Genomic DNA, 24,209 nt, shown 5'->3' on the forward strand with positions numbered 1-24,209 from the left:
TTCGCGCGACTGGTATTGCGTCGCAGCAAGGAATGCAAGCTGGGACTGGGAATGACAGATAGTACACTGGATCGCCCCCGCGCGGCAAAGTCGGCTGCACGGCGCCAACACCTGCTCGATACCGCCCGTAACCTTTTCGTCGAACGCGGGTTCCATCAGACGGGAATGGCGCAGATCGCGGCGGCTTCCGGCATTGCGGTGGGGCAGATCTACCGGGACTTCGCCAACAAGGAAGCGATCATCGCCGCCATCTGCGAAACCGAGTGCGCGGCCTGGCTCGACGAGAAGGCACTGAGCGCCGCCGTCGCCGCGCAGGACCGCACCGCGATTCTCGAGTGGGTCGAGCGCATCGGCTTCGACGAACCGGATTGCGAGGACCGGCGGCTGATGTGCGAGTTGCTGGCGGAAGTCGGCCGGAATCCCGCGATCGGACAGATGAACGCCCGGGTCGACGAGCGGCTGCGCACCAGCCTGGGCGCAGCGCTGGGTTCGCTGGCACCCCATGCGTCGTCGCAGCGGCGAGCCACGGTCATGGATTTCATCGTCACCATGTCGTGGGGCATGGTGGCGCTGCGCCAGCTCTCGCCGGACAGCGATCACGAAACGCTCCATACGCGCCTTGCCGCCCTGCTGCGCCAGGAGGTGGCCGCTCTGGAGGAGTGATTCCAGACCCCGCTCCCGGCCTTTGCGAATGTTGCGCCGCACAACCCTGGCCGGGCCGGGAACGGCGTTCTGCACTGCCGCTGGACATTGTTTCCTTGTTGTATCATCCTGTCCCCAATGGCGGTCCCAAGGTCGCTCGAGAGGACGGGATGATGATCGAGAACAGTGAAGTCGACTCCGGTGAAAAGGCGATGATCCTGCTGCAGAGCCTGATCTGCTATCTGCGTGAAAAGAACGTGCTGTCGCGCGCCGATATCGAGGAACTGCGCGACCGCGTGGAGGCCCGAATCGCCACCGCCGAAAAGAACCTGCCCTGCACCGCCGCGATGGCCGCCGCCGCCGCGACCGAGATGCGCGAACTCGACGACTATTGCGGCAAGACTTACGGCGGCAAGCACCGTCGCCGGGTGAACTGACCGCGAGGACGGCCGCCGCTGCCAGTGCAGGCGGCGGCGCGGCACTCAGGCTGTCCCCAGTGGGCCGGTACTGCCCCTGACGATCATCGCGTGCGGCAGCATGAGGCGGAATGCGGGAGCATCTCCGTTCCTGCCGCCGCCATTTCTGCGGAAAGCCGGATCGACCAGGATATCGACCGCCGCCGCCGCCATTTCCGCATTGGGCTGGCGAATCGTGGTGATCTGCGGCCAGGCCGCGCGCGACGAGGCGACATCGTCGAATCCGCATATCGACAACTGCTCGGGCACGGCGATGCCCCGCTTCATGGCGGTGATGAGCGCGCCGAGGGCCATGTCGTCGTTGCAGGCGAAGATCGCGCTGGGCGGGTCGGGCAGGTCCAGCAGCACTTCGCCCAGTTCCAGCCCCGAACGGAAACTGAAGTCCCCGCGCCGCACCGCGCCTTCGTCGACGGCGATGCCGGCCTCGGCCAGCGCAGCGCGGAAACCCTCCTCGCGCCGGGCCGAGGCGCTGTGGCTCTGCGGGCCCTGGATGAAGGCGATGCGCCGGTGCCCGAGGGTAACGAGATAGGCCGCGATCTCGCGCGCGGCGGCGCGGTCGTCCATCCACACCGCGCCCGAATCGGCCGGCGGCTGCGACGGTCCGATCAGGACGTGCGGCACCTCCGCCTCGGTGAAGATCGCCAGCAATTCAGCATCATCGCAGATCGGCGGAGCGACGATGGCGCCGTCGAGTCGCAGGCTGGACAGGCTGCTCCGCACCTGCTCCTGCCAGCCAGGGCGGCCGAGATCGACCGGCTCTACGACGAGGTGGTAGCTGCGTTCCCGGCACTGCAGCAGCGCGCCGTGCTGGACTTCGGCCGCGTAGCCGGAGACCGGGTCGTCGATGAACAGGCCGAGCAGGTAGGAGCGCGAACTCGACAGGCTGCGGGCGAAGGCGTTGGGGCGGTAGTTCAGTTCGGCGACGACGCGCTGCACCGCCTCGCGAATTTCGGGGCGGACGTGGTCCTCGCCGTTGATGACGCGCGAAACGGTCTTGGGGGAGACTCCGGCGCGGGCGGCGACGTCCTTGATGGTGACCGTCTTCATGCCCGTTTCTCCCGGAAAACTGCCGCGAATCCGGCGATCAGAAGGTAGCAGGCGGCGGGAACGACCAGCGATGCGAGCAGCCCCGCCCCGTCAGCGACGATCCCCGTCAGCACCGGCACCAGCGCCCCGCCGACCACCGCCATGCACAGCCACATCGAGGCGACGGGAGCCGCGCGGGCGTCCTCCGGCAGCGCCATGGTGTAGATCGTCGGGTACATGATCGCGTTGCACAGCCCCACCGAAACCAGCATCGCCGCCCCCGCGATGCCCGGGCACCCAACGGCACCCAACGTGCACACAACGGCACCAAGCGACACACAAAGCAGCATCCGCGCCTCCGAAACGCGCCGCATGCCCCATGCACCGGCGAACCGGCCGACCATCGCCCCGCCCCAGTAGAGCGCCACGAGCTGCCCCGCCGTCACCGCACTCACGCCGAGCCGGTCAGGCCGCATCAGGACGCTGGGAAGCAGCCCGCCGATGGTCACTTCGGCACCGACGTAGACGAAGATCGCCGCCGTTCCCCAGCGCAGCCGCCGCGATTCGGAGAGCACGCTGAACAGCCGGTGCGTCGGCACGAAGCCCTCGCCGGTGTGCTTCGTCTCCAGCGCCTTGCGGTGGCGGGCATAGGCGAGCGCCAGCACGGCGGTGACCAGTGCGGTCAGGACGAACGGCAGCGTCGCCGCCGGTCGCCATTCGTGCCCGCGCTCGACTTGCGCCAGCAGCAACGGGGCGCTCACCAGCGGTCCGGCGACAGTACCGAGCGAGTTGAACCCCTGCAGCAAGGTCAGCCGCCGCGCCGCGCCGCGCGAAGGACCGATGACGGTGACCACGGTGTTCGACGCGATCTGCAGGAAAGTCTGCCCGCCCGAGAGCAGCAGCAGCGCGCCGAGCACCAGCACAAAGGACAAGCTCCCCTGCGCAACCGCCAGCGCGGCGCAGCCCGCCGCCATCACCGCCAGCCCCGCCGCGATCGCGCGGATGTAGCCTGCCGCGACGATGAAGGCCGTGATCGGCAGCGCGAACAGCAGGTAGCTAGCATGGAAGGCCAGCTGGACGAGAAACGCCTGCGTGTAGTCGAGCGCCAGCATCAGCTTCAGTTGCGGCACCAGCAGGCTCACCGACGAGGTCAGGAACCCGCCGATGAAGAACACCCCCACCGACAGCCGGAACAGCAGCGTAGGCGCATCGGTTTTTTCCAAGGAAGTCGGGGCCTTCGCCATCAGGGCTGTCATATATGCGGGGCATCCTTAACGCGCTTGCCTCTGCCGGGAAAGCTGCAGCCGTCCATATCACGATTTGACATCGATGTCAGAAACAATGTTGACAACGTTGTCAAGCTTTGGTCTACGAGGCGCCGGAAAGCAGCGAAGGTCTGCTTCAGGGAGAGAGAGATGACACGCAACGCGCTTATCGCGAGCACTGCGCTCGCGGCCGCACTCTGCATGACCACCACCGCCGAAGCCCAGGACGCCGCGCCTCAAGGCGCCCCGCAGTCAGCCGCTCCGCAGGCGTCCGACGGTGACATCATCGTCACCGCCACCCGCCGCGAGACGACGCTGCAGTCCACCCCGATCGCGGTTTCCGCCTTCGGCCAGGCGCAGCTCGACAAGCAGCAGGTCAAGGACGTGACCGACCTCGCCCGCTTCGTCCCCTCGCTGCAGTTCAACCAGCAGGGCGACCAGTCGGCGGTGCTCCTTACCCTGCGCGGCATCGGCAACGACAGCGCCTATACCGAAGTCGCCGACCCCGAAGTGGCGATCTACGTCGACGGCATCTATTCGCCGCGCTCGCAGGGCGCATCGGTGCTGATGTACGACATGGAGCGCGTCGAAGTGCTGCGCGGGCCGCAGGGCACGCTGTTCGGCCGCAACGCCACCGTCGGCGCGCTCAGCCTGATCTCGGCCAAGCCGAAGCTGGGCGTGTTCGAAGGCAACGTGGAAGTGACCGGCGGCAACTACGACCGCCTCGGCATTCGCGGCGCCATCAACATCCCCATCACCGACACGCTGGCCGCCCGCGTCGCCTTCGTCTCCGACCGCCACGACGGTTACGCCGACTACCAGCCCGCGCCCGATATCGCGGGCATCAACAAGTCGGCCTTCGTCACCAGCGGCAAGAAGTATTACGCCGCCGACCAGAAATCCCTGCGCGGCTCGCTGCTGTGGCAGCCGAGCGACAGGTTCAGCTGGAACCTGTCGGCCGAGGGCTTCTGGGACACCGGCGCCCCGGTCATCGGCCTGCTGCAAACCCCGCGCGCGGGCACCAAGCGCTGGTCCACCCTGTCCGACACCGCGCCCGACACCGACCGCTATTCGGCCGCGGTGCGCAGCACGATGAACTACGACATCACCGACGGCATCCAGCTGAGCTACATCGCCGGCTGGTCGCGCATCGGCGGCTCGACCCAGACCGACGCCGATGCGGGCGCCCTGCCCCCGACCGGCGAAATCGACGCCAGCGGCAACGACCTGCCGCTCGGCGCCTTCGGCGAGAACCGCACATTGTCCTCGCGCTATGATTTCCAGAGCCACGAAGTGCAGCTGAAATCCTCGGGCGAGCAGACCTTCGACTGGATTCTCGGCGCCTACTACAGCCACGAGAAGAACCGCATCCGCTTCGACATCGACCAGCGCAACGGCTACCGCGACGGTACGTTCAGCTGGGCGGGCAGCTTCATCCAGGCCAACCGCCAGATCGATTCGCGCGCGGTGTTCGGACAAGTCGTCTGGCACGCCACCGACGCGATCCGCGTCACCGGCGGCCTGCGCTACACCTCCGACAAGAAGGAGGACATCGGCGGCCGCAACGTGACCTATTCGGGCGACGGCTGCACCCCGGCCGACCTCGCACCCGGCGGCGCCTGCCAGGCGGGCATCTTCGGCGCCTATCCGGGCGCCACCGCCGAGGAACTGGTGAACCTGCTGCCGGGCTTCTCGATCTCCAGCAACGACGTCAAGGGCAAGTGGGACAAGCTGACCTACCTCGCCCGCGTCGACGCCGATCTGGCCGAGGACGTCCTGGGCTATGCCAGCGTGAGCACCGGCTTCAAGTCGGGCAACATCCAGGACAACGCGGGGCTGACCGATCCCGAGACGCTGACCAACTACGAAGTCGGCCTCAAGAGCCGCTTCCTCGACCGCATGATCACCCTGAACCTTGCCGCCTACTACAGCGACTTCAAGGGCTATCAGGTCAACCAGGCCGTCACCTTCCGCGACGACGAGGGCAACGTCACCAGCAGCCAGATGATCACCCAGAACGCCAAGGGCGCGAAGGCGTATGGTCTGGAAGCGGAACTGACCGCCAACTTCACGCCCAATGATCGCCTGCAGTTCTCCGGCACCCTGCAGAAGACCAAGATGGACGATCTGGAAAGCGTCGACGGGCGGCTCTACGATGGCGGCAAGGCCTCCTCGATCGTGCAGCTCAAGGGCAACGAACTGGCCCACGCGCCGCGCTTCTCGGCGACTGCCAGCTACGAGCACGACTTCGTGATGGCCAGCGGCGCGACGATCACCCCGCGCCTGACCACGCATTACGAAACCGCCAGCTGGCTGAGCTACTTCAACGGCGACGCCAACCCCTTCGTCAACGCCAACGATCCGGCCGACAACATGCCCAGCCGGGGCACCAACGGCACCGACTGGGATCGCCAGAAGGCGTACTTCCGCTCGGACGCCTCGCTGCGCTTCACCTCGGCGGACCAGAAGTATTCGGTCGAGGCCTTCGTCATGAACATCGAGGACAAGAAGATCCGCACCAACGCCAGCGCCTTCGGCACGCCGCGCTATGACCCGGTGTTCCTGTCCAACCTGCAGGCGCCGCGCACATGGGGCGTGCGGGCGAAGGCCAGCTTCTGATCCTTGTTACCCTCTCCCATCCCTCCCCCCCCTCTCCAACCGCTCAGGCTGAGCTTGTCGAAGCCCCCGAGGCTGGGCGCTGTGCTCCCATCCTTCGACAGGCTCAGGATGAGCGGTGGGGAATGGGGAGAGGTGGGAAGGAAGACACCAGCCCCCCCGGTGACCCGCGCGCGCCGCACCTCCTCCGCGAGTGCGCAGGTCACCCCGGGCGGCGGCGCGGCAAATATGCCCGTCGCCGCCCCCTCCCCGGCCACGTTCGGCCATGATCGCGACCCAATCATCAGGTAAGGACGCCCTATGACCGCCGTATCCCATGTCTCTCTGGCACGTATCTCCCTCGCCGCCCTTGCCGTGGGCCTGCTCGCCGCGCCGCTGGCGGCCCAAAGCCAGCAGCAGAACCAGCAGCCCCCCGCCTCGATCGCGCACCCGGACCTCTGGCCGCAGGTCAAGGCCCAGCCGCAGCGCGATCCGGCGGTGGAGAAGCGCGTCGAGGCACTGCTGGGGACCATGTCGGTCGAGGACAAGGTCGGCCAGCTGATCCAGGTGGACATCGGCTCGATCACGCCCGCGCAAGTGCGCGAGACGCGGATCGGCTCCGTGCTGAACGGCGGCAACTCCGGCCCTTACGACGACGAATATGCCCCGCCCGCCAAGTGGCTGAAGCTGGCGGACGAATACTACGACGCCTCGATGGCGGCACCCGGACCCAAGATCCCGATCATCTGGGGCACCGATTCCGTCCACGGCAACAACAACATCGTCGGCGCCACCCTCTTCCCCCACAACATCGGCCTCGGCGCCGCGCGCGACCGCGACCTGATCCGCGAGATCGGCAAGGTCACCGCGCTGGAGACGGCGGCGGCGGGCCTCGACTGGACGTTCGCCCCCACCCTCGCGGTGGTGCAGGACGACCGCTGGGGCCGCACCTACGAAAGCTATTCCGAGGAGCCCGAAGTCGCCGCCGACTATGCCGGCGCGATGATCGAGGGCGTGCAGGGCAAGGTCGGCACCAGGGGCTTCCTCGCCCCCGAGCACCTGATCGCCACGACCAAGCACTTCCTCGGCGACGGCGGCACCGGCGGGCGCGATCAGGGCGACACGCGCGTCTCCGAACAGGTGCTGCGCGACGTGCATCTGGGCGGCTACCCCGCCGCGATCGAGGCGGGCACGCAGTCGGTCATGGCCAGCTTCTCCAGCTGGAACGGCGAGAAGATGAGCGGCAACAAGTCGCTGCTGACCGACGTGCTGAAGGACCGCATGGGCTTCGACGGCTTCGTGGTGGGCGACTGGAACAGCCACGGGCAGGTCCGGGGCTGTTCGAACGAGGACTGTCCGCAGGCGATCAATGCGGGCCTCGACATGTTCATGTATTCCGGCCCGGCGTGGAAGACGCTCTACGCCAACACCCTGCGCGAAGCGAAGGACGGCACCATCTCCGCCGCCCGCCTCGACGATGCGGTGCGCCGCATCCTGCGCGTGAAGCTGCGCGCGGGCACCTTCGACCGGGGCCGTCCCTCCAGCCGCGCCTATGCCGCGAAGTTCGCCAACATCGCCTCCCCCGAGAACCGGGCCGTGGCGCGCCGCGCCGTGCGCGAGTCCATGGTGCTGCTCAAGAACGAGGGTGTGCTGCCGCTCAAGCCCACCGCCAATGTCCTCGTCGCGGGCGCGGCGGCGGACAGCATCAGCCAGCAGGCGGGCGGCTGGTCGATCACCTGGCAGGGCATCGACGTGCCGAACTCCGCCTTCCCCAATGCCCAGTCGATCTGGAAGGGCATCGAGGAAACCGTGAAGGCAGGCGGCGGCACCGCGACATATGCGCCGGACGGCCAGTTCGCGAAGAAGCCCGACGTCGCCATCATGGTCTTCGGCGAGAAGCCCTATGCCGAGTTCAAGGGCGACATCCCCAACCTCGAATACAGCCCCGGCGACAAGCACGACCTCGAAATGCTGCGGGGGTTCAAGGCGGCGGGCATTCCGGTGGTGGCGGTGTTCCTCTCGGGCCGCCCGCTATGGGTGAATGCCGAATTGAACGCCTCCGACGCCTTCGTCGCGGCGTTCCTGCCCGGCAGCGAGGGCGGCGGCGTCGCCGACGTGCTGTTCGCGGGCAAGGACGGCAAGCCGAAATACGATTTCCATGGCAAGCTCAGCTTCTCCTGGCCCAAGCGCCCCGACCAGTACGTCCTCAACCGCCGCGATCCGAACTACGATCCGCTGTTCCCCTTCGGCTACGGCCTGACGTATGCCGCGCCCGGAAAGCTGGGCCAGCTCGACGAAACGCGCCCCGCCGGGCTGGAGCAGGCCGCCCCCACCGTCTTCTTCGAACGCGGCCAGACCCCGCCGGGCTGGGAGATCGCCGCCGAGGGCGTGCGCCAGTCGGGCGTCGACCACCGCGCGCAGGAGGACGCCAGGCGCCTGACCTTCAACGGCCCCGGCAGCGTAGCCTTCACCGCCCCGCGCCCCTTCGACCTCTCGCGCGAGAGCAACGGCGAGATCAGCCTCGTCTTCGAGTACCGGCTGGAGGGCAAGCCCTCGGGCGCGCTGACGGCCGGGTTCCTCAGCGGCGGCAAGCTGGCGAGCGTGCCGGTCACCGGCGCCCTCTCGGCCACCGCGCCGGGCCAGTGGGGCCGCCTCGCCATCCCGCTCAAGTGCTTCGCCGCGCGCGGCGCGGACATGGCGAGCGTCACCGCGCCGCTGGTGCTGAAAGCCACCGCTGCGGCGGACCTCAGCGTGTCGGACGTCAAGCTGGACTACGTCTCGGTGCCGATGACCCAGTGCGGGGACGAGAAGTAAGCGCCCCATCGTCATTGCGAGCGAAGATCACGCCGCGCGGCGGGTTCCCATGACGCTGGCCTCGTAGAGCGCGAAGAGGTCGGCGAAGTGATCGGTCATCGTCCGCGTGGCGCATGGCCGGTGCCCGCCCGCCGACAGCACCGCCAGGATCGCCCGCGCCGCCGCTTCCGGATCGCAGGCGGTGTAGGCCAGCCCGCCCCCGCCCGCCGCGTGGTCGACCACCGCGCCTTCGTCCGGCACGATCAGCGGGATGCCGCTGGCGCGCGCCTCGGCGGCGACCATGCAGAAAGTCTCGGCATCGCCGCCGTGGACCAGCGCGTCGCCGCTGGCGAGGATCCGCGCGAACGTCTCGCGCTCGCGCTCGGGGGTGAACAGGCGGACGTGCGGATTGCCGCCGATGTGGCCGAGGATCGCCCGCCGCTCACGCCCCTCGCCGAACAGCACGAGACCGATCGGCCTCTCGCGCGAGGCGGCGGCGACGGCGTCGATCACCGTCGGCCAGCGCTTTTCCGGGGCCAGCCGCCCCACCCCCAGCAGCAGCGCGGCGCTTTCGGGCAGGTCGCAGGCGGCGAGCAATTGCCCGCGCAGGGCGGCATCGCGCTTGAGCGGCGAGAAGCGCCCCGGCTCCACCCCCATCGGCACCGTCACGGTGGCGCTGACGCCGCCTTGCGCCAGCCGCCGCGTCAGGCCCGAATTGGCGCAGACGACATGGTCGAAGTGGCGGCTGTGGCGACGCAGATGCTCCCAGTAGACGGAGAACTGTCGGTCGATCGTCGGCCGCGCGAAGACCGGGCCGAGCCAGCGATAGGCGAAGGCCGAGAGCGGATCGGCATGCATCACCAGGCTGCGCGGCGCATCGCCCTTCCACTCGGCGACCTGCCCGGCGCTGCGCCAGGGCGAGCCGACTTCCACGAAGTCCGGCCGCAGTTCGTCCAGCGCATCGTGCAGTTGCGGCCCCGAGGCAAAGTACCAGTACTTGCGGTCGAGCGGAAAGCGCGGGCTCTTCAGCGTGACGATACGCGCGCGGGGGCCCCGCTCGATCACCGCGTCCTCGTCGCCGGGGGCGAGGATGACGATCTCGTGACCCATCTGCGGGCCGGTGCGCATCTTCTCCTCGACATACGTGCGTACGCCCCCGCCGCGCGGGGAATAGAAGGCGCAGACATCGACGATCCTCATGCGGTGCTCCCTATTTCGACGCCAGCGGCGCGACGCCGAGGCCCCGGCGGTAATTGAGCACGATCACGATCGGCGTCGGCGTGCCTCCTGCGACGGCGGTGGCGCGCTCGGCCTTCGGCTTGCTCCAGCCCAGCCGGGGATTTCCCGCGAAGCCGATGCCGTCGACCTTCCAGCCGAACTTGCGGTTGCCGTCGCGGTCGTGGAGCAGGCTGACGGCGTAGGCGCCCGCCGCCGGCACCCGCACGCACAGGCGCACCGGGCCGCTGGCGGGCACCGGCACCTCGATCCGGCGGAAGGTCTTGCCCGCGCCGACCAGCAGGTTGTCGTCCGCCAGGAAGTCGCGGTCATTGGCCGGATAGACCTCCAGCTTGAGCTTGCCGACACGGTCCTTCAGGCCCGCCACCTCGACTTCGAAGGCGGGGCCGCGCTCGTCGGGACGGCAGCGCGCCTGCGCCTTGCCGAGGTCCGGGGTGGAGGGGATCGCGGCAGGGGTCGAGGCAGGGATCGCGGCAGGGATCGCGGCGGCCAGCAGGAACAGCGAGGCAATCACGCGCGGCGCTCCGGATTGGCGAGGTCGTTGAGGGCGATCGCGGCGCCCAGCACCAGGTGCGTCGCCAGGATCAGCCCGGCCATCAGCGCCATCAGCGCGCCGATGTCCCGCTCCTCGCCGAGCACCACCACGGTGATCCCGGCGAACAGCAGATCCTTGTTCGGCACCAGCGGCAGGCGCGAGACGAGCAGGCGCAGGGTCGAGAGATAGAGCCACCAGCTGAGCGCGACTTCGGGCAGCACGAGGTGCCAGAGCAGCGCCAGCAGCACGGTCGAGACGACGATGCGCGCCAGGTGGACCCGGCCGATCATCCACAAGTCCTGCGGCGGCAGGCTGAACACGCGGCGGCGCAGCACCATCGCCCCCAGGGAGATCGCCAGCAGCACCGCCAGCGAGGCGGTCAGCACCCGCCCGTCGATACCCAGCTTGTCGAAGCCGAGGAACGGCACCGCCACCACCAGCAGCACCAGCGTCACCGCGTTGCCGGTGATCGCGGAGAGGATCGCGACGTCCTTCACCGCCCCGAACGGCGCCGCATCCAGCGCCACGCGGCGGCGGGCCCAGGTGTAGAAATAGGCCTCGCCCAGGTAGCCCAGCAGCAGTTCGTTGTAGATCTTCTTGCGCACCAGCGCGAGCATGCCGCTGGCGGGAATGTTCCAGAGCCTGCGGAAGATCACCCAGTCACCCGCCGGCGCCGCGAGGTAGGCGGCGGCGAAGATCGCCCAGAACAGCGGCGAGGTCGGGATCATCGCCGGCAGGCGGCGCAGTTCCATGCTGCCCGTTTCGAAAATGACCGCCAGGATCACCGCCAGCGACAGCAGGATCGAGAACACCGCCCGGCGCCCGCCTCCGGCCGCGCGGTCCTGAGGGATGAATTCGATGACCGGCGGATGGGGGCCATCGGCAACGACAGGCTGGGGGGCGGGTTCGAACAAAAGGCGGTCTCCGGAAAGGACGCTACTGCGAGCGGCGCAGCGACCGGCACGGCGTCAGCGTGCTGATCGCCAGGGCGCGCCGGCGCTCGCTTTCGCGCTGCGACGTCACCTGGTGCATGAGATCGAGATAGCGCCCGGCGGCGCCCTCAAGTTCGTAGCGCGCCGCCACCGCACGGGCGCGCGGCGGATCGCCGGACATCTCGCGCAGTTGCGCGATGCCGCGCGCGAAGCCTGCGATGCAGCCCGGCGTAACGAGCAGGCCGGTGCGGCCATGGTCGATCAGCCCCGCCATGCTGACGCAGCAGTCGGTGGCGAGCACCGGCACGCCCGCCGCCAGCGCCTCCACCACCACGCCGGGCAGGCCCTCGTAGTGCGAACTCAGCAGCAGCGCGTCGGCGGTTTCCAGCAGCGGGTCGATGGTCGCGACATGACCCGCGAAAGTGACTCTTCCCGCCAGCCCCAACTCCGCCACCAGCGCCTCCAGCGCGCCGCGCTCAGGGCCTTCGCCGGCGATCGTCAGGCTGTCCCCGGCGCGCGCGGCAAGCGCGAAGGCGCGCAGCAGCATCGCGAAGTTCTTCTGCGGTGCCAGCCGTCCCGCCGCCAGATAGCGCGTGCCCCAGGCCGAAGCCGGGGTCCGCTCGATCCGGGCAAGCTGCCGCAACCGTCCGCGCGCCATGATCGGATTGGCGATGACTTCGACCTGCCCCGCGTGAGCCAGCATCCGCTCGCGCACTTCGCGGCGCATCGGTTCGGACAGCGCGACCAGCGAATCGAAGACGTGTCCCTGCGCGCGCAGCCAGGTGCCGTAGCCCCGGCGCATCGCCGCGGGCATGTCCGGCCGCTCCAGCGCATTGCTGACCTTGAGCATCAGCGCCGGCGCGTGGCTGCCCAGCAGCAGCTTCATCGCCGCGCCGACCACCGCATACGTATTGCCCGGGCAGAACAGCACGTCGACGCGGCGCTCCACCAGGAAGCTGTAGAGGCAATGGATCATCCACGGCGTCTGCCAGCCGGCCGTGGAAAGCCGGGTCGGCACCGTCCAGTAATCGAGCGCGGGTGCGCTGCAGAGCCCCGAGCCGGCCGAACGGCCGAGCACCACGGTGACCTCATGCCCCGCCGCCCGCCACTGCGTCGCGAGGCCGAGGGCGACGCGCTCGACGCCGCCGGGCTCGAGCCCGTGGATGGGTATCGCAATACGCAAGGGTTTCTGCATCTTTCCAACGCCCGCCAGTCGTTACGCGGGCGGCCTCTATGGGCCTAGCGTTTCGGGTTTGTGACGGTCGGCGGCGTGGTCATAGGATGGTCGCCGAAACGTCCGCGAACCGTCTTCGAACTGACTGCAGCATGTCAGAATAAGCGCCCAGATGCTGCGCCGCACAAAGCTTGCGACACACTTTGCGGCTCAGGGGGCAATCAGACCATGCGCATCCGTTCCATTCGCCATTTCGCCGTACTCGGCGCCAGCCTCGCGGCAATCGTCGCGGGCACGCCAGCCCTTGCCGACGAAGCGGCGGCCGACGCCGCCGCCGATGCCGCAGAAGGCGATGCGCAAGCCATCGTCGTCACCGGCCAGCGCACCACCTACAACAACGCCGCGCTCGACGAGACGCTGATCGACGACAAGTCGCCGATCGCCTCGGCCATCGACCTGATCGGCACCCTGCCCGGCGTGCAGGTCAACGAAGGCGACGCCTTCGGCTTCGACGACTGGTCCACTACCTACTCGATCCGCGGCTACCAGACCAACCTCGACACCCAGCAGGTCGGCCTGACCATCGACGGACTGCCCAACGGCGGCTCGGGCTACGGCGGCGGTTCCAAGGCCAACCGCTTCATCGACACCGCCAACATCGGCACCGTCGAGGTGTTCCAGGGCACCGCCGACATCGCCTCGCGCTCCAACGAGGCGCTGGGCGGCACCATCAACTTCGTTACCGCCGACCCGATCGACGACATGCGCGTGCGCCTGTCGGGCTCGGTCGGCGATTTCGACGCCAGCCGCTACTACGGCCGCTTCGACACCGGCCTGATCCTGGGCGGCACCACCAAGGCGTGGTTCTCCTACGGCCACCAGCAGGCGACCGACTGGATGGAAGGCTCGGCGAACAATCACCGCGACAACTTCGCGATGAAGTTCATCGTCGACACCCCCGTCAAGCTGACCGGCTACGCCAGCTACGACGACGCCTACGAGAACAACTACGACCAGATGTACTCGCCCGCGCAGTACGCCGCCAGCCCGCACGAGGACGGCCTCAACGGCACCTGGACCGGCGTTCCGGCCGCCGACCAGAACTATCGCGGCGTCTGGGGCACCTTGCGCAAGAACTTCTTCGCCTATCTCAAGGCCGAGACGAAGATCGCCGATGCGCTCGATCTCAAGGCCTCGGTCTATTACCACGACATGGCCGGGCGCGGTGACTGGGCCCCGCCCTACATCGTCGACGTGACGCAGGACACCGGCGCCCAGAGCGAGATCGACGGCACCAGCACCGTAAAGGGCACGCCCTCATGGTGGGCCAGCCTGCCCGAAGGCTCCGGCACGCCGACCTACTTCGCAACCAACGCCGCCGGCCAGATCGTCGCCCCGACCGCAGCTGGCGCCATCCAGCAGCAGTCCTACCGCCACACGCACTACCGCAAGGACCGGCTCGGCGGCACCCTCGACGGCGCCTGGACCATGCAGTTCGGCCAGATCGAGAACACCCTGCGCGGCGGCGTCTGGTACGAGGACACCCATCGCCGCGAATGGCGCGACTGGCACCACGTCACCGACACCGCCACCGGCCCGGCCTACGACGCGACGCCCTACTGGACCCAGTACGACCGCAAGTATCCGCAGACCACCTTCAAGTGGTATGCCGAGGACCAGGTCGTGTTCGGCCCGGTCAACGCGAACCTGGGCGTCAAGCAGTTCATCAACCACCTCGACCGCACCGACCTGTTCGGCGAGAGCGCCGATACCAGCATCAAGTCGAAGTCGAAGGTGCTGCTCTCTGGCGGTATCCAGGTGGAGCCGATGACCGGCCTCGACCTGTTCGGCGGCTACTCCGAGAACTTCAAGGCGCTCTCGGACACCCTGCTCGAATACAGCGAGGACGCCTTCGAGAGCATCAAGCCCGAGACCGCGAAGAACTGGGAAGCGGGCGCGCGCTACTCCAATGGGATGTTCAACGCCTCGGCCACCTGGTTCAAGAGCAAGTTCTCCAACCAGGTGATCTTCGTGCCCAGCTCGACTGCGGCCGGCCCGGACTACCTGAGCGAGGGCGACGGCAGCTTCTTCAACGCCGGCGGCATCGACTCCGAAGGCTTCGAACTGCTCGCCAACGTGCGCCCGGTCGCGGGGCTCAGCCTCTACGGCTCCTATACCCACATCGACGCCAAGTACCGCGGCACCGGCAATGCCGAACTCGACGCGGAGCAGGGCGTGACGGCGGGCAACCGCGTCGCGGGCATCCCCAGGGACATGTGGGTGCTCTCGGGCACGTACACGTATGGCCCGGTCACGCTGGGCCTGACCGGCAAGTACACCGGCAACCGCTTCGTCGATGCCGCCAACGACTGGACGGCGAAGAACTACTTCCTCACCGACCTTTCGGTCGCGGTGAAGGGGCAGGCGCTGACCGACACGCTGAAGGATCTGACTTTCGCGCTCAACGTGACCAACCTCACCGACGAGGACTACCTCGGCGGCATCTCGGGCAACTATGCCTGGATCGGGACGCCGCGCACGATGATCTTCAGCGTCACCGCCGACTTCTGAAGCTGTCGATCTGTCACGTTTTCCGATCAGGTGATGCCGCCTGATCGGAAAAACCAGCCTGTTTGGAAAATGCCCGTCAGGGCATTTTCGTTACGGCACCGGCCCACTCCCCCGGTCGACCTCCCATAGGGTACTATCGTTGGGTGGTCGGGTGGGGGAGTGGGCCGGTGCCGCGAAATTCGCTTTCGCGAATTTCCAAACAGTCTCTCGGCGCCGCACGCCCGGTCGCCCCTTGCTCCGCCCGGATTGCGCGGTATCGTCCGGGCATGCTGCGCACCTCCCTCGCCGTTCTGGCATTCACCGCGACCATGGCCGCTCCCGCGCTGGCGAAGGTCTCCCCCGCCGAACGCAGGACCATCGCCGCCGCGGACAGCGATCCGGAGCGCGACTTCGCATTGCTGGACAGGCTGGTCGCCCAGAACAGCGGCACCCGCAATCTCGAAGGCGTGCGCAAGGTCGGCCGGATGGTCGCCCCCGAACTGGAAGCGCTCGGCTTCTCGACCCGCTGGGTGCCGATGGATGCGGTCGGGCGCGCCGGCCACCTGATCGCTACACACCCGGGCAAGCCCGGCACCACGCGCATGCTGCTGATCGGCCATCTCGACACCGTGTTCGAACCCGGCTCTCCGTTTCAGACCGCCAGCCGCGAAGGCGACAGGCTCCACGGCCCCGGCGCGGCCGACGACAAGGGCGGCGTCGTGGTGATGCTCGCCGCGCTGCGCGCCATGAAGGCGGCGGGCACGCTGGCACACGCCAATATCGAGGTGGTCCTGACCGGCGACGAGGAAGCCGCCGGCGAGCCGGTCAGCCTCGCCCGCGCCGATCTCGTCGCTGCCGGCAAGCGGGCCGACGTGGCGCTCGACTTCGAGGGGCTGGTGGTCATCGACGGGCAGGACTACGGCTCGATCGCCCGGCGCTCGGCCGGCGACTTCACGATCACCGCCAGCGGCAGCACCGCCCATTCGAGCGGCATCTTCTCCCCCGAAGTCGGCAGCGGCGCGGTCTACGAACTGGCGCGGATCATCGACAGTTTCCGCGAGGAACTGCCCGAACCGAACCTGACCTTCAACATCGGCCTCGTCGCCGGCGGCGCCACCGCCCGGCTGAGCGCGGACGAGGCATCGATCGCGGCGACCGGCAAGACCAACATCATCCCTCCCGTCGCCATCGCGAAGGGGGACTATCGCGCCCTCAGCCCCGAACAGGTCGAGCGGGTCAGGGCGAAGATGCAGGCGATCGTCGCCCGCCACCTGCCGCGCACCGATGCCCGGATCACCTTCAAGGACGGGTATCCGCCGATGGCGCCGACGGCGGGCAACCGCGCGCTGCTCGGCCGCCTCAACGCGATCAACGCCGACCTCGGGCTGCCGGCGATGCCCGCGCTCGATCCGCTCAAGCGCGGCGCCGGCGACATCAGCTTCGTCGCGGGCGAAATCGATGGGCTCGTCGGGCTGGGGCCCAGCAGCACCGGCGATCACACCCCGGAGGAGCGCGTGGATCTTTCCAGCTTCCCCCGCCAGATCAAGCGCGCGGCATTGCTGATGACCCGCCTCAGCCGCGAACCGGCCAAGTCGGTGGCGCGCTGACCTGCAGTCAGCCCGGCAGGCTGCCGGTCTGCCGCAGGCCCTCCCCCAGCGCCAGCGCCGCCGAGGTGGCTAGGTTCATCGAGCGTACCTGCGGGCGCATGGGTATCCGCACCCGCGCATCGCAGGCTTCGGACACGGCGGCGGGCACGCCTGCGCTTTCCTTGCCGAACAGGAGAATGTCGTCGGCCCTGAAGGCGAATTCGTAGGCCGATGCGCTGCTCTTGGTGGTGAACAGCACCAGTCGCGCCCCGCCGATGGTCTCGCGGAACGCATCGAAACCGGCGTGGCGGGTCACCTCGACGTGATCGATATAGTCCATCGCGGTGCGGCGCACGCGGCGATCGTCCCACGCAAAGCCCATCGGCTCGATGAGATCCACACCGGCGCCCATGCAGGCTCCCAGCCGCAGGACGGCGCCGACGTTTCCGGCGATTTCAGGTTCGAACAAGGCAATCCGCATCATCGCTCATTGGCGCCGCCGCGCGAGAGGCGCAAGGTTCAAGAGCGCGGGGCGTATCTTCCGGATTTCCTCGATCAATGGGAAATCCGCACCGGCACGTTCATATGGCCAAGGCCGTCGATCTCCAAGGTCATGACATCGCCGGGAACGACCTCGTCCACATCGGCCGCGCCGGATAATATCACATCGCCGGGATACAATGTCATCGCGCTGGACGCGAAGGCGACCAGTTCCGCAGGGCTGCCAGTCAAGTCGCGAAAGCTGCGTTCCCCCCGGATCTCGCCGTTCACCTTGAAGCGGTACGACAATATCGAGGGGTCGGCGACGGCATCGGCAGTCACCAGCGCGGGCCCCAGAATACCGTACGTATCGAACGACTTGCAGAAGCAATGAAATTCCTTTTCGCCCTTCATCGTCATGTCCAGTGCAGCGGTATAGCCGGCGACATGATCGAGTGCCTCGGCAGCACTGACGTTGGTGCAGGTCTTGCCGATCACTATCGCCAGTTCTGGCTCGTGGAGCGTCGTGCGGTGCGGCCAGCGAATCTGTACGCCTTCGTCGGGACCGGCAACCGCGCTCGATGCCTTGAACAGGAAGCCGAGCATCCCCAGCGGCGCCCCCATGTGCTTCCAGTTGCCGACGCCGCAGATGATCTTGCCCGGATTGGCGACCGGGGAAAGCAGGCGTACCGCATCGCGCGGTATCGGGGTGGCGTCGCTTGCCAGCCGTTCGATTTTCGCGCGCAGCATCGGCAGATGAGCGATGAAGGCGTCGCCCGGCGGCACCGGCCAGTGCATCGCGGGAATATCCCGGGTCGCGGCAGTGACATCACGAACCCCGTCCGGGCCCAGCAGGCCGACGCGGGGTTCCGAGCGATCCGGCAGGGTGTAGCGGCAGATATGCATGGTGCGTCCATCCTCGAAAAGCGATGTGGGGCTGGGTTCAGGGCAGGCAGGAACAAAAGGCCCGCCGCGTACCGGACGCGGCGGGCTCGATTCCTCCCCAGGAATTCTCATGAAGTTCGAATGGCATTTTCTGTTCTGAATTTCAGGCTTTCGACAGCGGGATGGGGGCATTGGGTGCCTCAAGGTTGTCCCGCAGGGTCGTTCCTTCGTACTCTGTCCTGAACAGCCCGCGATTTTGCAGCTCCGGAACCACCTTTTCGATGAATTCCTCGAACGAAGTGGGGTTCACCGCCGGCATGATATTGAAACCGTCGCACGCGCCGTTCTCGAACCAGTGCGCGAGTTCGTCAGCTACGTCCTTGACGGTGCCGATCACCGCGAAATGCGCGTTGGACGCGGACGAGCGGATGAGCACCTGACGCAAGGTCAGGCCTTCGCGTTTGGCCGCCTCGACGTGATGCCTGCCCCGGCTGACGACGGATTCGGGAGGCACGTCGGGGAACGGCGCATCGAGGTCGTGCCCGCTCAGGTCGTAGGCCTTGAGCGCCAGTTGCAGCCGGGCCTGCGCCGCGCGCAGGTCTATCCGGGTATCGAGTTCGGCCCAGCGGGCCTGCGCTTCCTCGCGCGTTTCGCCCAGCACGACCAGGGCGCCGGGCATCACCTTGACGTGATCCGGGTTCCTGCCCCAGGCCACGGCGCGGGCGCGGATGTCGTCGCGGAAGGCCCTGGCCTGTTCGAACGTGGACTGCGCGGTGAAGATCGCCTCCGCCACGCGTGAGGCCATGGCGCGGCCTTCCTCGGACTGGCCCGCCTGGATCAGCACCGGGCGGCCCTGCGGCGATGGCGCGCCCTTGAGCGGGCCGCGCACGCGGTAATGCTCGCCCGCGTGACGGATGAGATGGATGCGGTCGAGATCCTTGTAGGCGCCGCCTTCCTTGTCGCGGGGGAAGGCGCCGGGCTGGACGCTGTCCCACAGCTTCAGCACGACATCGACGAATTCCTCGCCGCGGGCATAGCGCTGTTCCTGCGGCACGAAGTTCTGGTCAGCATATTGCGCGGCGTCGTCGGGCGAAATGCCGGTGACGATGTTCCAGCCCACGCGCCCGCCGCTGATCCGGTCGAGCGACAGGATTTCGCGCGCGGCGTCATAAGGCGGGCGGTACGACGTGGCGATCGTGGCGGCGAGGCCGAGGTGAGTGGTATGCGCGGATAGCGCCGCCAGCAGCGTCATCGGCTCGAAGTTGTCGCCGCCGGCGGAGTAGCGGAAGACGTCCGGATTCTCCGCATCGCCGGGCGATGCGGTGTCCGCGATGAACATCATGTCGAACTTGGCCGCCTCCAGCCGATGCGCCAGTTCCACCCAGGGCGCGAAGTCCTGCCCGAATGCGTTGTCGGCATCGGGATGCCGCCAGCCGGCCTGATGGTAGCTGCCTCCGCAGAAGGCACCCAGCTTCATCTTTCTCGTTGCGCCGTTCATGCCGAGATACTCCCTTTTCTGTAATGTCAGGCCCGCAGCACCACCGCCGAAGGGTCGTGGAAGAAGCTGCCGATCGAGACCAGCGCCGCCCCGGCGCCCGCGACCTGCCGTTCGCCCATGTCCCCGCGCAATTGCCGGGCGGCTTCCGCATAGAGGTTCGCTCCCCCCGCCCGGCCATGGGAAAGGCCGCCGCCGCCGGTCATGACGGGCACGCGCCCGTCCAGCATCAGCAGGCCCCTGCCGGCGTCCCACGAGGAGCGGTAAAGGTCCGTCGCCTCGCCGATCCCGCAGTATCCCGCCGCTTCGGTGACCGCGACCGCGTCCATGGTGTAGCCGTCGTAGGGGTAAAACAGGTCGATGTCGGGCAGCGCCAGTTCGCTGCGCTCCCACAGCCCGCGATGGGCGACCTGGAAGGAATTGTCCCGCCAGCCGCCGAAGTTCTCGTAGTATTCGCCGATCCTGGTGCCGCCCAGCGACATGGCGTGGACGTAGACCGGCTTCACGTCCATGTCGCGGGCGCGCTCTGCGGTGGTGATGACGAGCGCCTCGGCGCAGTCGCAGGGCACGTCCATGTCGGCGATCTGCATCGGATCCCAGATCATCCGGCTGGCGTGATAGTCGTCCAGCGTCAGCGGGTGGCGCAGGACCGCGTCGGGGTTCGCGGCGCCCTGGTTGCGGCAGTTCACCGCCATCATCGCGAAAGCCTCCTTGCCGACGCCGAAATCGTGCATGTAGCGCCGCATGATCGCGGCATAGGGCTCGCCCGAGTGAATCCAGCGCTTGGCGAAATCGCCAAGGCCCACGTCGCCGCCGACGTCGGCGTAGCGGGCCGCTCTGGCGCGGAACGGATCGCGCGCGGCGGCGCGTGACATGCTGGCTCCGCGCACGTTGGCCTGTACCAGCAGCGCCATGTCGCACAGGCCGGAGAACACCGCCTCCACGGTGAACACCAGCGCCGATCCCAGCCAGCCGTTCTTGCCCCATGTGCATGCCTCGATCCCGAGCGCGCCCTGCAGGCTCAGGAAGCCGGCGCCGCCCATCGCCAGCGGGGTCATGCCGGTGCCGCAGATGCCGTCGATCTCGCGCGGGGTTATCCCTGCGTCGCGGATCGCCGCGACCGCGGCCTCAAGCGCCAGCGAAAGTTCGCTGCGGCCGAGATCGCGACTGTACGGGGTGGAGCCGATGCCGACGATCGCCACCTGGTCCTTGAGCGGGTTGCGCGCCACCGTGCTATTCCGCCTTCAGCGGCACGAAGACCGGCCAGCGTCGTCCCGCTTCCTCGATCCAGGTGAGCGAGACCGGCATGTCGTGCCGCAGCGCCTCGGGCGGGCATCCGACGACGCGCGAGAGATAGCGCAGCCCCGGTTGCTCGACGAGTTCGATCGCGGCGGCCAGGATCGGCTCGGCGAGCGGCTTGTCCGGGTCGCGGGACTGGTGGATGAGGGTCCACATGTAGAGCCGGCCGAGCCCGCTGACTTCGGTGGGCACCGCGTTCATGCTCAGGCATTCCGGGCACAGCGGGCGGTGGGGATAGATCCAGTGCCCGCAGTCGCTGCAGCGGTTGATCAGCAGGCGGCTGCGCATCAGCCCGCGATAGTGGGCGATGTTGTCGCGATCGATATGGACGTCGTGGAAATGCGCGAAGACCGCGTCGTCATCGTCGGCGAGGGTCATGCGGCCGGCTCCATGCGGAATACCGGGACTTTGCCGTCGCTCGCGGCGATCCAGTCGATAGAGACCGGCAGGCCGATGGCGACTGCCGCCGGATCGGCATCGACCAGCACCGAGACGAGGCGCACGCCGGGCGCGTCCGCGAATTCCACCAGCGCGGGAATGCGGACGCGGGGCGGGCCTTCGCCCGGCACTGGGAGCACGGTGAAGCTGTAGATGCGCGCCTGGCCCGCCGGGCGCCATTCGACGCCCTGCGTATGGCAACTTGGGCAGAACGGTCCGGCGGGCCAGCGGAAGGTGCCGCAGTTGCTGCATGCGGGCATGCGCACGGCGTTGTCTTCCGCTCCCGCCCAGAACGGCTCGCTCCATACGTCGCGGGCGATCTGCAGGGCGGTGAAGTCGGGGGTGATGCTGCCGGTGATGTTCGGGGTCATGGTTCGTTGCTCAGGATGGCGGCGGTCATCGGGGTAGGGGCCGGGCCGCCGGTCACCAGCGCGGTGCGCGCACCCGGCACCTGGTTGACGGCGACGCCGCGCAACTGCTCCACCGCCTCGCGGATATGCGTCATGCCCACGACGTAGGCTTCGGACAGGTGGCCGCCGTGGGGATTGACCGGGATCGTCCCGCCCATGCGGATCGCGCCGCTTTCCACGAACGGTCCGCCCTCGCCGCGCGCGCAGAAGCCGAAGTCCTCGAGCTGCATGATGACCAGCGGCGAGAAATGGTCGTAGAGGCAGGCGACGTCGATGTCCGCCGCCGTCATGCCGGTCAGCGCATAGAGCCGCTGGGCTACTTTCACCCCGCCCGCCGAGACGAAGGCCTCTGGCGTCTGCCCCAGCCAGAAGAAGGCGCGGCCCCAGTCGGCATTGCCGTGCTGGGCGGCGCCGGCGATGTAGACCGGAGGGTGGGGCCTGTCGCGCGCGCGCTCGGCATCGGTGACGACGAAGGCCAGGGCGCCGTCGGTCTCCAGGCAGAAGTCGAACTTGCACATCGGATCGGCCAGCATCGGCGCCGCGAAGTACTCGTCCATGGACAGGGGCTTGCGCCGGAACGCCGTCTCGCGGGTGGCCGCCGCCGCGCGTGAGGCCATGACGACTTCGGCGAAGGCTTCGCGGCGGGTGCCGAATTCATGCATGTGGCGCCGGGCCGACAGCGCCAGCGCCTGGCCGGGACCATTGAGGCCGGCGATGCGGTGGAAGATGTTGTCCGGGCTCGCCGCGAAGTTGCCGAGCGCCTGGCCGACCCGGCGGCCCACCTGCTGCGTCGCGCCGATGCACACCACGTTGCGCGCCCGCCCGGTTGAGACCGCCATGTCGGCCAGATCGAGCATCCCGGCCATGCCGCCCCCGAACGCCGAGACGCAGTGCGCGAACGTGACGTTCCTCAGCCCCAACTGCTCGATGATCATGCCGGTGTCGAAGCCGAAGGCGAAGAAGGCGAGGCCGTCGACCTCGTCGATGGTCAGACCGGCATCGGCGACCGCGGCCAGCACGGCCTTGTCGATCAGCTCCAGCACGGTCTGCGGCGCGCTTTCGCCCCGGAAGTAGTAAGGCGTCGCGCCGCTGCCGACGATCGCTGAGCGGGATTTTCCGGTCATGTCATTGCAATTCCAGGGCGGGCAGCTTCGGCGGAACAGCACTGCGTTCCTCGATCTCGTGCGTCTTCCCGCGTGGAAGCAGCAGGAATACCAGGCTGCCCAGCGCGATCGCGCAGGCGACCACGGTGAGGAACGGCGCGAAGCTGTCGTTGTGGCGCAGCAACACGCTGAGCAGCAAGGCCCCCAGCGCCGAGGCCGCGAAGACGCCGCAGTAGACGAGGCTCAGCGTCGTGGAGAATATCCGCAGCGGGAAGTAGCGCGCGACGAGGAAGGACTGCAGATCGCCCTCCGCGCCGACCGCAAAGCCCACGAAGAACATGGCGACGCCGATCCCGGCGACGCCGTCCAGGGGGCCGGCCAGCCAGGCATAGCCCAGCGCGGGCGGTATCATCGAGATCGCAGCGACCACCGGCGGCGAGAACCTGTCCAGCGCCAGCCCGCAGCCGATCCGGCCGATCACCGTGCCCACGCCGTAGATCGAGATCATCCCCGCCACCGCGCCGCTGGCGAGATGGTTGTCGGTCAGCATGAGCGCCATCTGCGAACTGTGCAGCGGGGTCTGCAGCGTGCAGAGCACCATCGCCGCCAGGATCATCCAGAACGGCGGGCTGTGCAGGATCGCCCGGTAGTCGGCGCGCGCGGTGGGGACGTGCGCGAGCGGATGGGCCGCGTCCTCGCGCTTGCCCTGCGGCACCAGCGCGATCGCCGCCAGCCCGCAAAGGAGCACGAGCAGCGCCAGCGCGCGATACCCCGCGCGCCACCCCCATGCGTCGATCACCGCAGTCAGCAGCGGGGCGGCGATCGCCCCCAGCACGGCCGGGGCGATCGTCACGATGGTCAGTGCAAGGCCGCGCGCCTTGTCGAAGTCGGCCGCCACCAGCCGGGTATAGACCACCGGGCTGGTGAAGCTGCCCAGCGCCAGGATCGTGCACGAGATCAGGAAGTAGACCGCGAAGCTGCCGTCCATGAAGCTGTAGGCGGTCAGGCACGCCGGGATGCCCAGCACCCCGACCAGGGCCGTGCGCCGCACGCCGAGGCGGTCGGACAGCCGGCCGATGAACGGCAGCGCCAGCAACGTCGAGAACATCGACAGTCCGATCAGCGCGAACTGCGAGCGGGACCACCCGAACGTGCGGACCAGATAGGGTCCGAAGATCGTGGTGGTGTAGCTCATCAGCATGAGCCCCGCGCCCGAGCCCAGGCTGGCGGCCGCGAGCGACCCGCCGTTGCGCCTGATCTCGCCGAAGTAGCTGGTGCCTGCCGTCACG

At 68.3% G+C, this 24,209-nt stretch carries 20 protein-coding genes; 6 read left to right on the forward strand and 14 right to left on the reverse strand.

What is annotated here, in order from left to right; translation table 11 throughout:
* The first annotated feature begins 51 nt into the window (after nucleotides 1-51).
* Both V2S85_RS07140 and V2S85_RS07145 read left to right on the forward strand, forming a co-directional pair.
* Nucleotides 52-663 (forward strand): helix-turn-helix domain-containing protein, encoded by a 612-nt coding sequence (locus V2S85_RS07140; RefSeq protein WP_330702272.1) that lies wholly within the window; start codon nucleotides 52-54, stop codon nucleotides 661-663.
* A gap of 152 nt (nucleotides 664-815) precedes the next feature.
* Complete coding sequence (locus tag V2S85_RS07145; RefSeq protein ID WP_330702166.1) at nucleotides 816-1,079, forward strand: hypothetical protein; 264 nt, start codon at nucleotides 816-818, stop codon at nucleotides 1,077-1,079.
* Nucleotides 1,080-1,124: 45 nt separating this feature from the next.
* On the opposite strand, the gene V2S85_RS07150 is transcribed toward V2S85_RS07145, so the two are convergent.
* Together V2S85_RS07150 and V2S85_RS07155 are read right to left on the reverse strand one after the other, a co-directional pair.
* On the reverse strand, nucleotides 1,125-2,165 hold the full coding sequence (locus V2S85_RS07150) for a LacI family DNA-binding transcriptional regulator (protein ID WP_330702167.1): 1,041 nt from the start codon (nucleotides 2,163-2,165) through the stop codon (nucleotides 1,125-1,127).
* Nucleotides 2,162-3,400, reverse strand: coding sequence for an MFS transporter (locus V2S85_RS07155; protein WP_330702168.1), 1,239 nt, complete (start codon nucleotides 3,398-3,400; stop codon nucleotides 2,162-2,164). Before V2S85_RS07155 ends, V2S85_RS07150 begins: the two co-directional genes overlap by 4 nt.
* A 159-nt stretch (nucleotides 3,401-3,559) precedes the next feature.
* Here V2S85_RS07155 and V2S85_RS07160 point away from each other — a divergent pair, with 159 nt between their 5' ends.
* Entirely contained in the window at nucleotides 3,560-6,028 is a 2,469-nt protein-coding gene (locus V2S85_RS07160; protein ID WP_330702169.1) for a TonB-dependent receptor, read from the forward strand.
* A gap of 297 nt (nucleotides 6,029-6,325) precedes the next feature.
* Complete coding sequence (locus V2S85_RS07165; RefSeq protein ID WP_330702170.1) at nucleotides 6,326-8,818, forward strand: glycoside hydrolase family 3 protein; 2,493 nt, start codon at nucleotides 6,326-6,328, stop codon at nucleotides 8,816-8,818.
* 27 nt (nucleotides 8,819-8,845) lie between these two features.
* Here V2S85_RS07165 and V2S85_RS07170 read toward each other — a convergent pair whose 3' ends face one another.
* Genes V2S85_RS07170 through V2S85_RS07185 form a run of 4 tightly spaced genes read right to left on the reverse strand, consistent with a single transcriptional unit; the run spans nucleotide 8,846 to nucleotide 12,683 of the window.
* The gene (locus V2S85_RS07170; RefSeq protein WP_330702171.1) at nucleotides 8,846-9,997 is read right to left on the reverse strand and encodes a glycosyltransferase; all 1,152 of its coding nucleotides are present in this window, start codon (nucleotides 9,995-9,997) and stop codon (nucleotides 8,846-8,848) included.
* Between the two features lie 10 nt (nucleotides 9,998-10,007).
* Nucleotides 10,008-10,547 (reverse strand): DUF2141 domain-containing protein, encoded by a 540-nt coding sequence (locus V2S85_RS07175; protein ID WP_419198168.1) that lies wholly within the window; start codon nucleotides 10,545-10,547, stop codon nucleotides 10,008-10,010.
* The gene (locus V2S85_RS07180) at nucleotides 10,544-11,482 is read right to left on the reverse strand and encodes a hypothetical protein (RefSeq protein ID WP_330702172.1); all 939 of its coding nucleotides are present in this window, start codon (nucleotides 11,480-11,482) and stop codon (nucleotides 10,544-10,546) included. Before V2S85_RS07180 ends, V2S85_RS07175 begins: the two co-directional genes overlap by 4 nt.
* 22 nt (nucleotides 11,483-11,504) lie before the next feature.
* Nucleotides 11,505-12,683, reverse strand: coding sequence for a glycosyltransferase (locus tag V2S85_RS07185; RefSeq protein ID WP_330702173.1), 1,179 nt, complete (start codon nucleotides 12,681-12,683; stop codon nucleotides 11,505-11,507).
* 219 nt (nucleotides 12,684-12,902) lie between these two features.
* On the opposite strand from V2S85_RS07185, the gene V2S85_RS07190 reads away from it, so the two are divergent.
* Nucleotides 12,903-15,245, forward strand: coding sequence for a TonB-dependent receptor (locus tag V2S85_RS07190; protein ID WP_330702174.1), 2,343 nt, complete (start codon nucleotides 12,903-12,905; stop codon nucleotides 15,243-15,245).
* Nucleotides 15,246-15,511: 266 nt separating this feature from the next.
* Nucleotides 15,512-16,831, forward strand: coding sequence for a M20/M25/M40 family metallo-hydrolase (locus tag V2S85_RS07195; RefSeq protein ID WP_330702175.1), 1,320 nt, complete (start codon nucleotides 15,512-15,514; stop codon nucleotides 16,829-16,831).
* Nucleotides 16,832-16,838: 7 nt separating this feature from the next.
* Here the strand turns inward: V2S85_RS07195 and V2S85_RS07200 are convergent, their stop codons facing one another.
* From V2S85_RS07200 to V2S85_RS07235, 8 genes are all read right to left on the reverse strand, one after another.
* The gene (locus tag V2S85_RS07200; RefSeq protein ID WP_330702176.1) at nucleotides 16,839-17,291 is read right to left on the reverse strand and encodes a tRNA (cytidine(34)-2'-O)-methyltransferase; all 453 of its coding nucleotides are present in this window, start codon (nucleotides 17,289-17,291) and stop codon (nucleotides 16,839-16,841) included.
* Nucleotides 17,292-17,365: 74 nt separating this feature from the next.
* Complete coding sequence (locus V2S85_RS07205) at nucleotides 17,366-18,367, reverse strand: fumarylacetoacetate hydrolase family protein (RefSeq protein WP_330702177.1); 1,002 nt, start codon at nucleotides 18,365-18,367, stop codon at nucleotides 17,366-17,368.
* A complete protein-coding gene (locus V2S85_RS07210) occupies nucleotides 18,339-19,673 on the reverse strand; it encodes an LLM class flavin-dependent oxidoreductase (RefSeq protein WP_330702178.1) in 1,335 nt (444 codons plus the stop codon). Before V2S85_RS07210 ends, V2S85_RS07205 begins: the two co-directional genes overlap by 29 nt.
* A gap of 26 nt (nucleotides 19,674-19,699) precedes the next feature.
* Nucleotides 19,700-20,899, reverse strand: a complete 1,200-nt coding sequence (locus V2S85_RS07215) for a thiolase family protein (RefSeq protein WP_330702179.1) — start codon at nucleotides 20,897-20,899, stop codon at nucleotides 19,700-19,702.
* Between the two features lie 4 nt (nucleotides 20,900-20,903).
* On the reverse strand, nucleotides 20,904-21,347 hold the full coding sequence (locus V2S85_RS07220; protein WP_330702180.1) for a Zn-ribbon domain-containing OB-fold protein: 444 nt from the start codon (nucleotides 21,345-21,347) through the stop codon (nucleotides 20,904-20,906).
* The gene (locus V2S85_RS07225; protein ID WP_330702181.1) at nucleotides 21,344-21,778 is read right to left on the reverse strand and encodes a Zn-ribbon domain-containing OB-fold protein; all 435 of its coding nucleotides are present in this window, start codon (nucleotides 21,776-21,778) and stop codon (nucleotides 21,344-21,346) included. The genes V2S85_RS07220 and V2S85_RS07225 overlap by 4 nt, the downstream gene beginning before the upstream one ends.
* Nucleotides 21,775-22,941 (reverse strand): thiolase C-terminal domain-containing protein, encoded by a 1,167-nt coding sequence (locus V2S85_RS07230; RefSeq protein WP_330702182.1) that lies wholly within the window; start codon nucleotides 22,939-22,941, stop codon nucleotides 21,775-21,777. Before V2S85_RS07230 ends, V2S85_RS07225 begins: the two co-directional genes overlap by 4 nt.
* 1 nt (nucleotide 22,942) lies before the next feature.
* Entirely contained in the window at nucleotides 22,943-24,208 is a 1,266-nt protein-coding gene (locus V2S85_RS07235; RefSeq protein ID WP_330702183.1) for an MFS transporter, read from the reverse strand.
* Nucleotide 24,209: the final 1 nt, after the last annotated feature.

The organism is Novosphingobium resinovorum (assembly GCF_036352595.1).
GTDB classification, from domain to species: Bacteria; Pseudomonadota; Alphaproteobacteria; order Sphingomonadales; family Sphingomonadaceae; genus Novosphingobium; species Novosphingobium resinovorum_B.